Source organism: Pseudomonas sp. DE0010 (genome assembly GCF_007680745.1).
In the GTDB taxonomy this organism is placed as follows: domain Bacteria; phylum Pseudomonadota; class Gammaproteobacteria; order Pseudomonadales; family Pseudomonadaceae; genus Aquipseudomonas; species Aquipseudomonas parafulva_B.
The window spans coordinates 1-301 of the sequence record NZ_VEJQ01000146.1 but is presented as its reverse complement, the minus strand read 5'-3'; the positions used below and the strand labels follow the sequence as shown (position 1 = coordinate 301).

Genomic DNA, 301 nt, shown 5'->3' with positions numbered 1-301 from the left:
TGATCTCAACGAAATGACCCAGCTCGCACCCATCTTCCGCGAGCTGTTCAAGGGCTATCACCTGTCCCGCAGTGAGCCCGAGAGCTACGCCCAGCTCAGCCAGCAGCAGGACCAGTACCGCGCCCTGTTCCGCGCCCTCGGCTTCGAACTGGTCTGCGATCCGCGCGGCTTCTACTACTTCGTGCCCGAGCAGATGGGCGCCCAGGTCAACAAGACCGCCCAGCGCCTGGCGCTGTTCACCTTCATCCTGGTCGAGCACCTGGCCGACCAGGGCCGCGACCCCCTTGCCGTGCTCGACGGC

General features: G+C 65.8%; 1 pseudogene. It reads left to right on the top strand.

The features are described 5' to 3' along the window. Positions 1 to 301: pseudogene (locus FS767_RS22015) on the top strand (DUF2812 domain-containing protein); the annotation flags it as partial.